This window comes from Pseudomonas sp. B28(2017) (genome assembly GCF_002113025.1).
In the GTDB taxonomy this organism is placed as follows: Bacteria; Pseudomonadota; Gammaproteobacteria; order Pseudomonadales; family Pseudomonadaceae; genus Aquipseudomonas.
In genome coordinates this window covers 946,228-955,465 of sequence record NZ_NEJH01000002.1, presented here as the reverse complement: position 1 = coordinate 955,465, position 9,238 = coordinate 946,228, and the positions used below count along the sequence as shown (strand labels likewise).

Sequence of the window (9,238 nt, the reverse complement as noted above, 5' to 3'; positions counted from 1 at the left end):
TACGACGTTGATAGGTTGGGTGTGTAAGCGCTGTGAGGCGTTGAGCTAACCAATACTAATTGCCCGTGAGGCTTGACCATATAACACCCAAGCAATTTGCTGACCTGAAAAGGCACCAGATTGCGGTGTGTGAAGACGCAATGAACCGAAAGTTCGCACAACACACAAATCTATCGCATACCCAATTTGCTGAAACGTCGAAAGACGGGTCGGCACACCGAATTTCTTGACGACCATAGAGCGTTGGAACCACCTGATCCCATCCCGAACTCAGAAGTGAAACGATGCATCGCCGATGGTAGTGTGGGGTTTCCCCATGTGAGAGTAGGTCATCGTCAAGATTAAATTCCGAAACCCCTATCTGCATACGCAGGTAGGGGTTTTGTTTTTGTGCGTGAAAAAACAGGGCTGGCTGTTGCACATTTTGCACAGTTATTTTCAGTTCATGGCACTAGAATAGGGCCAACTTTTTCAGACTCAGAGCCTGTATGCCGGATCCGGTTGACGCCCAAGGGCTGTCAGAATTACCACTAGACAATCTGGTTGCCTGTCATGAGTGCGACCTGCTCATGCGTAAGCCAGAACTCGCCCATGGCGAAAAAGCCCTGTGTCCGCGCTGTGGCTACGAGCTTTACGCCAATCGTTACAACGTCGTACAGCGCAGTCTTGCCCTGGTCATTGCTGCCCTGTTGTTGTTTATTCCGGCGAACTTTTTACCCATCATGCAACTCAATCTGCTCGGGCAATCTTCGCAAGACACAGTGTGGAGCGGTGTTGTCGCGCTTTTTGACACAGGCATGCAAAGCGTTTCGGTAATCGTGTTCCTGTGCAGCATGGGGATTCCGCTGCTCAAGCTACTGTGCCAATTGGCCGTATTGTTGAGCATCCGTTTTGATGTCGGACGCAGCTACGGCCTGTTGCTCTATCGCATTTATCACCATATACGCGAATGGGGGATGCTCGAGGTTTACTTCATGGGCGTACTGGTGGCGATCGTCAAGCTGGCAGATATGGCAGCAATCACCGTAGGCCTCGGCCTGGCGTGCTTCATTGGCTTGTTGCTGATTCAAGTCTGGCTGGAAGTCGTGATGTCGCCTCACCAGATCTGGCAAGCGTTATCAGGAGAAGATGCTCATGCGGGCGATTGATGCAGGCATTCTGATTTGCAAGGAATGTCATGAATTGAACAGGCAGGAAGCTGATACCGATGAGCAAGTCTGTACGCGCTGCGGAGCGCTGGTGCATGCTCGCAGCCCGAATAGCCTGGTACGGACCTGGGCATTGCTGATTACCGCCGCCATTCTCTACATACCGGCCAATTTGCTACCGATCATGACCGTGAACTCCTTGGGCAAAGGTGCGCCGAGCACGATCATGGCCGGTGTGATCGAGTTGATGCACTACGGGATGTTCCCCATTGCGGCCGTAGTGTTCATCGCCAGTATCCTGGTGCCTACCTTCAAGCTGGTAGGCATCGCTTTGCTGCTGTTTTCCGTGCAGCGTCGTCAACCCCTTTCGGCTCGCCAGCGTATCTGGATGTACCGCTTCATCGAGTTCATCGGCCGCTGGTCGATGCTCGATATCTTTGTGATCGCCATCCTGGTGGCGGTCGTGAATTTTGGACGGCTTGCCAGTATTGAAGCCAATCTAGGCGCCATCGCTTTCGCCACTGTGGTGATTCTGACGATGCTTGCCGCCGTAACTTTCGATCCCCGACTGATTTGGGATAACACGGAGTCGGACGACGACCATGACTGATTTGCCTGTAGCGAAAACCAGACCGGCCTCCAACTGGTCTGCCATTTGGGTGTTGCCCCTGATCGCCTTGATCATCGGTGGCTGGCTTGGCTGGCGTGCTTACAACGAGAATGGCATCGAGATTCAGGTGCGCTTTGAAAGTGGCGAAGGCATTCAGGCCAACAAGACGGAAGTCGTCTACAAGGGCATGTCGGTCGGCAAGGTCAAAAGCCTCAAGCTCGATGACGAGGGCGGTTCCAAAGGTGTGATTGCCAGCATCGAAATGAACAAGGACGTAGAGCAATACCTGCGAACCAGCACGCGCTTCTGGCTGGTCAAGCCGAGCGTGACGCTGGCCGGTATTACGGGCCTTGAGACGCTGGTTTCGGGTAACTACGTTGCAATCAGTCCGGGCGAGGGTGAACCGGTTCGCAAGTTCAAGGCCCTGGCTCAGGAGCCACCGCTCTCCGATGCCCAGCCGGGTCTGCACCTGACCATCAAGGCTGATCGCTTGGGCTCATTGAATCGCGGCAGCCCGGTGTTCTACAAACAGATCAAGGTGGGGCAGATCAAGAGCTACGTGCTCTCTGAAGATCAGAGCACCGTAGAGCTCAAGGTTTTCATCGAACCGACCTACGCCAAACTGGTGCGCAAACACACGCGCTTCTGGAACGCCAGCGGCATCAGCATCGATGCCAATCTATCCGGTGTGAAAGTGCGTAGCGAGTCGTTGGCCAGCATTGTCGCCGGTGGTATTGCGTTCGCTACACCTGAAAACCGCAAGGACAGCCCGCCTACCGACCCAAGCCTGCCGTTCAGACTCTACGAAGACTTCGATGCAGCGGCGGCCGGTATCCGGGTCAAGGTCAAGCTCACCGACTTCGAAGGCTTGCAGGCCGGTCGTACGCCGGTGATGTACAAAGGTATTCAGGTCGGCAATCTCAAAGCGTTGAAGGTTGATCCCGATCTGTCCGGGGCCACCGCCGAATTGACGATGGATCCGTTGGCCGAAGATTACCTGGTGGACGGTACGCAATTCTGGGTGGTCAAACCGTCGATTTCCCTGGCGGGGATTACCGGCCTGGAAGCGCTGGTCAAAGGTAACTACATCGCTGTGCGTCCTGGCGACAAGGGTGCGGCGCCACAACGGGAGTTCGTGGCACGGGCCAAGGCACCACCGCTGGATCTGCGTGCACCTGGTCTGCACCTGGTGTTGTTCACGGAAAATCTCGGCTCGCTGGAAGTCGGCAGCCCGGTTCTCTACAAGCAGGTCAAGGTCGGTTCGGTACAGAGCTATCAGTTCTCGCGCACCAAGAAACAGTTGATCATTGGCGTGCACATCGAGAAGGAGTATGAGGATCTGGTCAACGCTTCGACACGTTTCTGGAATGCCAGCGGCATCACGCTCACGGGCGGGCTGACCGGTGGGATTCAAGTCAAAAGTGAATCGCTGCAAAGCTTGATGGCCGGCGGTATTGCGTTTGAAACCCCGGAAGCCAAGGCGCCGCTACGCAAGCGCATCCCACGTTTCCGCTTGTTCGCCAGCCATGACGACGCCACGCAAAAGGGTTCGGTGATCACCATCAAGGTAGACCGCGCCGATGGTTTGCGTACGGGCACGCCGATTCGCTTCAAGGGCCTGGATGTCGGCAAGATCGAGGACGTTGACCTGAGTGACGACCTGCAATCGGTGCTGCTGACCGCGCGGATAACGGAAGTGCCGGAGCGCATTGCCCGGGTCGGTAGTCAGTTCTGGGTGGTCAAGCCTGAGCTGGGCCTGATCAAGACGTCAAACCTCGAGACCCTGGTGACCGGGCAGTACATCGAGGTGCAACCGGCGCCGAAGAATCTGGGGCCGCAAAACAACTTTGTGGCTTTGGCCGCTGCGCCGGAAACGGCCAGGCAGGAAGCGGGATTGAGTCTGGTACTGAGCGCCGCTCGTCGCGGTTCGCTGAAAGCCGGCGTGCCGGTGACATATCGCGAAATCACCGTGGGCAAGGTGACGGGTTATGAGCTGGGCCAGACCGCTGATCGTGTATTGATCCATATCCTGATCGAGCCGAAGTACGCGCCACTGGTACGCAGCGGCACTCGGTTCTGGAACACCAGCGGTTTTGATTTCGATGTCGGCCTGTTCAGAGGTGCAACGGTGCGTACTGAATCCCTGGAGACGATGATTCAGGGTGGTGTCGCCTTCGCCACGCCGGACGGCGAGCGCATGGGCAGCCCGGCGCGACCGGAGCAGACGTTCGCGCTGTTCGATAAGTTCGAAGAGGAATGGCTGACCTGGGCGCCGAAGATTTCGCTGGGTAAATAGTCTGAGGGTTATGTGGCGTCAGTGATGACGCCTTCGCGGGCTTGCCCCGGGCGGCGCTCCGACGAAGAGGCCCTGAAGTTCACTGCAAAGCTAAATGACCCACCTATGAAAAAGGCCGCAATCCATTGGATCGCGGCCTTTTTCATTGCCTTCGATTCAAGCGTCAGACCGCGTCCAGCTCCGGTTCATCTGCTTGCTCGTTGATCGTCGCCTTCACCTGGTCGTGACGACGGATGTACTTCCAGTCCGCCTCGTCGATGTAGATGCCGGAGGGGCCGCTGCCGCCTTCCAGATCGATGGCGACACTGGCGCAGACCTGCGGCTTGACGCTCGCCAGGATCGGCACGAAGCCCAGTTGCAGGCTGGTTTCCAACAATGCGGCCTGGTTCTTCTCGTCGATGTCCGCCGCTTCGTCGAGGTAGTACGGCAGGCGCACGCGACCGGCCTGGTCACGGTCCATCAAGTGCAGCAACAAGTACATGTTGGTCAGCGCTTTGATGGTCATGGTGGTGCCGTTGGACGCCGCGCCGTCGATGTCGGTGTGGATCACCGGCTGGCCATTGACCTTGGTGATTTCGAAAGCCAGTTCGAACAGGTCCTTGAGGCCGAGCTGGTTGTGGTTGGCCGCCACCAGCCGTGCCAGGTACTCCTTGGCCTCTTCGTTCTTGTTGTCCTGCTCGGCACTTTGGCTCAGATCGAAGACCGACAGGGTTTCGCCTTCTTCGTACTGACCGGCGCTGTGGATGATCTGGTCGATGTGCTTGAGCGCTTCCTTGTTCGGAGCGAGGACGATGCGGAAGCTTTGCAGGTTGGAGACCTGGCGTTTGTTGATCTCGCGGTTGAACAGTGCCAGCTGGTGTTCGAGGCTGTCGTAGTCGCTGCGGATGTTGCGCAGGGTCCGGGCGATGTCCGTCACGGCGGCACGGCGAGCCTTGCCCAGGGTCAGGGCTTCGTCGGTGCGGTGCGCATAGGCGTTGATCAACAGTTGCAGGCGACGCTCCATATCGTCTTCGCTGTCGAACTTGGCCACGCCCTTGAGGCGCACCTGAGCGTACAGCGCTTCGATCTGGCCATCGGCCCGCAGCAGGCCCTGCCAGCTGTCCTGATAGTCATTGAGCAGCGGCAGCAGGTTGTCCATGGAGTCGTCGATCGGATCCATGAACGGTGTGCCGAACGGCAGGTCCGCCGGCAACAACTGACGGCGGCGCAGGGCGTCGTCGAGGGTGCGTTGCTTGGCTTCCATGTCGCCGATCTGACGGCCGACCAGTTGCAGCTTGGCCGACAGTTGCTGGACGCGCTCGGTAAAGGCATCGCTGGAGCGCTTCAATTCGTCCTGTGCGGCTTCCATCTGCGCCATCTGTTCCAGCTTGTCGCCTTCTTCAGCGCTCAGGGTTTGCGCGCGACGGAAATCTTCCAGGGCTTTCTGCGCATCCAGCACTTGCTGGTACAGGACTTCGGTCCGGGTCTTGCTCGCGGCGCGGTCGGCGGCCACGGCCTGCTGGGTTTTCAGTTGCTTGAGTTCTTTTTCCAGGCGTTCTTTCTGGTCGCGCAGGGCCGCGCGGTCAGCCAGGGCCTGCAACGCCGGTGGTTCGATGTGCGAGATGTCGATGGACAGGCCAGGCACTTCGAAGCGTTCGCCTTTGAAACCGTCGAGGATCAGTTCCACGGATTTGACCCACTCGCCATCGTCGTCAAGGGTGATGCCGTGTTCACCCAGCGGCAGGCTGAACAGTGCGCTGTTGAACAGGCGCATCAGGCGTTCGACGTCTTGCTGCGAGAACTCTTCGCGCAGGCGGGCGTAGCTGTTGTTATCGGCGTGATCGAGTTGCTGCTTGACAGACTTTAGGCGTTTTTCCAGGTCGCGCAGGCGTTCGTCCAGGTCTTCGGCGCTGAATTGGCGCGATTGTGCCAGCGCACCGGCCAGTTCGTCGTGGGCGTCCTTTGCGGCCAGCAGTTGCTGTTCCAGCACCTTGACGTCATCGACCAGGGCAAAGCGATGCTTGAGCACTGACAATTCGCCGAGCCAGCGCTGGATGCCGGTGATTTCCCGCTCCAGGCGCATCAGCTCCTGAGTGCCACCGCGCTGGTCGTTTTGCAGGGCATCCTGCTCGTTGCGGTAATGTTCGGCCTGAATGGTCAGCTCCTCTTTGCGCGCACTGGCGTAGTCCGACCAGGTGCCGAGCAAGGAGTCGAGCAGGGGCGAGATCCGGTGCAGTTTGCCGCGCAGGAGGTCACGTTGTTTCACGCCGTTGGCCAAGGCTTCGACCAAGGGGCCGGCGGCGACCAGCGAGTTGTAGTCTTGCTCCATGCGTCGTACATCGCGGAACGCTTCTTCGCACGCGGCAATGTAATCGACGCTGCCGGAACGCAGGCTGTGTTCGAAAGCATCGAGGAACAGTTGCTTGAGCTTGGCCGCAGTGATTTCGCGCATGTGCAGCAGGTTGATGAACAGCGCGCGGAAGGTCTTCAGGCTTTGCTCGCTGGTGGAGCGCAGCGGGATCAGCGTCAGGTCCAGCGGGATCGAGGTGTGGCCACCGACCAGCAAACGGCGCAGCTCATCCGGCTTGAGTTCGTAGGCCTTAAGGCCTTCGCGCTCAAGGTTGGTGAACAGCTCTTTCTGGCGCAGGCAGGTATCGTTTTTCTGGTAGTGGGCCAGGTCCAGTTTGCCGGTATAGGCAAAGAACTGGTGACCGAAACCGCCGCCCGGGCCACGGCCGACCACACCGATCACATGGGGACCGTGGGGCAGGTTCACTTCGACCAGGATGTAACTGGTGTCCGAGGCGAAGTAGAAGCGTCGGGATTGTTCCAGGCTGTATTTGCCGAAGCTCATGTCCGACATGCGCGCCAGGATCGGGAACTGCAAGGCGTTGATCGAGGCGGACTTACCGAGGTTGTTTGCGCCGTACACCGACAGCGGCTCTTCCAGCGGGAACAGGCCAAGGCTGTAGCCGGCGGTATTCAAAAGGGCAAAGCGGCGGATGCCGTAACGTTCCTTGCTCATGCGTCGAGCTCCTGTTCTTCGGCAATGGCCCGGGCTAAGGCGTCTTCTTCGCTTTCATCTTCGCTGTCTTCTTCAAAACCCGCGAGGTCGAGTGGGTCATCGGTCTGCAGCAGTTTTTCGTCGCTGTCTTCGTCGATCAGTACCGGCACCGGCAACGGCAGGACGCTGTGCAGGCTGGCGGCCAGATCGCGGTCCTGCTGCACCGACAGGCACACATCGAGGAAACGGTGCATCGGCGGCAGGAAACGGTAGATGCCGTTTTCTTCGCTGGCGAAACCGAGCTGGGTCATGCGCCGCATGATCTTTTCTTCCAGCTCGTCCTGGGTCTGCACTTCGGCCTGGATGAACAGGTCGCGGTATTTTTCCAGCAGCGACGGCAACTCATCGCGCCCCAGGCTGCCGCCGTCGAGCACGGCGATCGGGTCGCGGCCCTGATCGGCCAGGTGCTCAACGAGGATGAAGGTGAACAGGGCCAGACGCTGGGCGGTCTTGTTCACCGCCGCTGCCGCGAGGTCCGGCACGAAGTAGTAGAAGCCGCGGGTGTCGCAGACCAGTTCAAAGCCCAGGGCCTTGAACAGCGTGCGGTACTGGTCCTGGAAGTTCGACAACTGTGCGTACAGTTCCGGATCGCGGCGGCTGACGTGGTAACCCTTGAACAGCTCGCGAAAGATCGGCGCCAGTTGGGACAGTTCGGAAAGATCAAGATGCATTTGGGGTGCTCGCAGAATTCTCGGCGGCGTCATCGCTGACCGAGAGCAGGGCGAAGGAGCGCAGGCTGACCTGATGCTCGTGAGTATGGTATTCGCGACGTTCCAGACGCTCGCGAGTGAAGCGTTTTTCCCGCGACAGGCGCGAGAACCAGTACAGCAATTCGTCGGTGGCGCCGTCTGGTTCCTGCTCCAGCAGCCAGGTCATCAGGTCCGGCATCGGCAAGGCGTCTTCGCAGCGTTCGAGCATTTCCCGAACCGTGCGCGGCGCCCGTGGTGCATCGCCGCCCTTGTGAGACTTGTGCGCCTTGGGGAAACGCGCCGGTTTCGGTTCGAAACGCGCCAGGGCATAAACGTAGGCTTCGACCTGACTGGCACTGCCGAGGAAGGTGCTTTGCGGGCGGGTGAACATCGGCATCGCCGCTTGTGGCACCGCGTCGAGGCCCTTGCGACGGATCATCGACAAGGCCAGCGCCGCGCCACGGGTCACGGCGTTGTGCCGGCGGGCTTCTTCACGCAGCGGCAGCAGCAGTTCGCGGGCATGACGCAGGGTCAACTGGGCGCTGGTCTGCATTTCGAGGATGCGTGCGTGGGTGCGCAGCAGCATGTCGTCGTCGACCAGGTGGCCGAGGCGTTGCTGTTCGCTGAGCATTTTCAGCAAGACGGTTTCGACCTTGCGTACACCTTGTTCGAAGGCGCCGTCGGCGTTCACCAGATCAATCATCGGCTCGACGTATTCGTCCCAGGTCGCCAGCACTTCGGCGTAGCGCTGGCGCAACGGAATCTGCCGGTCGCTGGTTTTCGCCCGTTCGGCGACGGCCACCAGTGCCTGTTCGTCGTTATCGAGCTTTTTCAGCACGTCACGCACGCGCATGTCGAGCAGGCGCAACTGGCGGGCGAGGTCATTGCCGTCGCGGATATCGAACGCGTCCTGGATATAACCGGCCAGACGCTCCAGGTGGCGCAGGTAGGCTTCAATCTCCAGGCACAGGCCCAGCCGGTGTTCACGGCGCAGATAGGCGAGGAAGTCGTGAATCTGCGCATTGAGCTCGAAACGGTTCGGGCTTTTGGCCACGGGAACCAGGATGTCGAGGCGAATCCACACGTCGAGCAGGCTGGTGATGTCCTGCGGCGTACTGTCGAGTTGCTGGGCGGCCAGTTGCGTGCGCAGTTCGTTCAGGCTCAGTGTGCCTTGGTCGAAGTGCTCGCACAGAGGCTCCAGAAGTGCCCAGTGTTCAGCGAGGGCGCGCAAGACGCGCTTGGGTTCGATCATCGGAATGGCCGGCTGGTTGGCGATTAAAAGCCGCGATTGTACTGCATCGGGGGCAATGCGATTCACTCTCGGGACGGGCTGTCGCCATTTTTCATAGGTGGAAAGACTATCGGTGAAGTCTATCGATCAACAGCAGGCGATCTTGAGCGAACGGCGGTAGAATCAGCGCACTTTAGTTATTCACAAGTGGCCGACCTTTG

The 9,238-nt window shown here is 59.0% G+C and carries 6 protein-coding genes and 2 rRNA genes; 5 read left to right on the top strand and 3 right to left on the bottom strand.

Annotation, left to right across the window (positions count from 1 at the left end):
- The 5 genes from CAF65_RS09185 to CAF65_RS09165 form a co-directional block, all read left to right on the top strand.
- A 23S ribosomal RNA gene (locus CAF65_RS09185) occupies window positions 1–80 on the top strand; the annotation flags it as partial.
- A gap of 145 nt (window positions 81–225) precedes the next feature.
- Window positions 226–341, top strand: a 5S ribosomal RNA gene (gene rrf / locus CAF65_RS09180).
- Window positions 342–488: 147 nt separating this feature from the next.
- Window positions 489–1,148: a paraquat-inducible protein A gene (locus tag CAF65_RS09175; protein ID WP_085715998.1), complete on the top strand. Its 660-nt coding sequence runs from the start codon at window positions 489–491 to the stop codon at window positions 1,146–1,148.
- Complete coding sequence (locus tag CAF65_RS09170) at window positions 1,135–1,758, top strand: paraquat-inducible protein A (RefSeq protein ID WP_085715997.1); 624 nt, start codon at window positions 1,135–1,137, stop codon at window positions 1,756–1,758. The genes CAF65_RS09175 and CAF65_RS09170 overlap by 14 nt, the downstream gene beginning before the upstream one ends.
- Window positions 1,751–4,054: an intermembrane transport protein PqiB gene (locus CAF65_RS09165; RefSeq protein WP_085715996.1), complete on the top strand. Its 2,304-nt coding sequence runs from the start codon at window positions 1,751–1,753 to the stop codon at window positions 4,052–4,054. The genes CAF65_RS09170 and CAF65_RS09165 overlap by 8 nt, the downstream gene beginning before the upstream one ends.
- A 163-nt stretch (window positions 4,055–4,217) precedes the next feature.
- Here CAF65_RS09165 and mksF read toward each other — a convergent pair whose 3' ends face one another.
- The 3 genes from mksF to mksB are packed head-to-tail and all read right to left on the bottom strand — an operon-like array spanning window position 4,218 to window position 9,038.
- Entirely contained in the window at window positions 4,218–7,058 is a 2,841-nt protein-coding gene (mksF, locus tag CAF65_RS09160) for an Mks condensin complex protein MksF (RefSeq protein ID WP_085715995.1), read from the bottom strand.
- The gene (gene mksE / locus CAF65_RS09155) at window positions 7,055–7,768 is read right to left on the bottom strand and encodes an Mks condensin complex protein MksE (protein ID WP_085715994.1); all 714 of its coding nucleotides are present in this window, start codon (window positions 7,766–7,768) and stop codon (window positions 7,055–7,057) included. Before mksE ends, mksF begins: the two co-directional genes overlap by 4 nt.
- On the bottom strand, window positions 7,758–9,038 hold the full coding sequence (gene mksB / locus CAF65_RS09150; protein ID WP_178076666.1) for an Mks condensin complex protein MksB: 1,281 nt from the start codon (window positions 9,036–9,038) through the stop codon (window positions 7,758–7,760). Before mksB ends, mksE begins: the two co-directional genes overlap by 11 nt.
- Window positions 9,039–9,238: the final 200 nt, after the last annotated feature.

Coding starts and splice junctions, on each gene's coding strand:
- CAF65_RS09175 (WP_085715998.1), top strand. CDS start 489: ATGCCGGATCCGGTTGACGCCCAAGGGCTGTCAGAATTACCACTAGAC.
- mksF (WP_085715995.1), bottom strand. CDS start 7,058: ATGAGCAAGGAACGTTACGGCATCCGCCGCTTTGCCCTTTTGAATACC.
- CAF65_RS09170 (WP_085715997.1), top strand. CDS start 1,135: ATGCGGGCGATTGATGCAGGCATTCTGATTTGCAAGGAATGTCATGAA.
- CAF65_RS09165 (WP_085715996.1), top strand. CDS start 1,751: ATGACTGATTTGCCTGTAGCGAAAACCAGACCGGCCTCCAACTGGTCT.
- mksB (WP_178076666.1), bottom strand. CDS start 9,038: ATGATCGAACCCAAGCGCGTCTTGCGCGCCCTCGCTGAACACTGGGCA.
- mksE (WP_085715994.1), bottom strand. CDS start 7,768: ATGCATCTTGATCTTTCCGAACTGTCCCAACTGGCGCCGATCTTTCGC.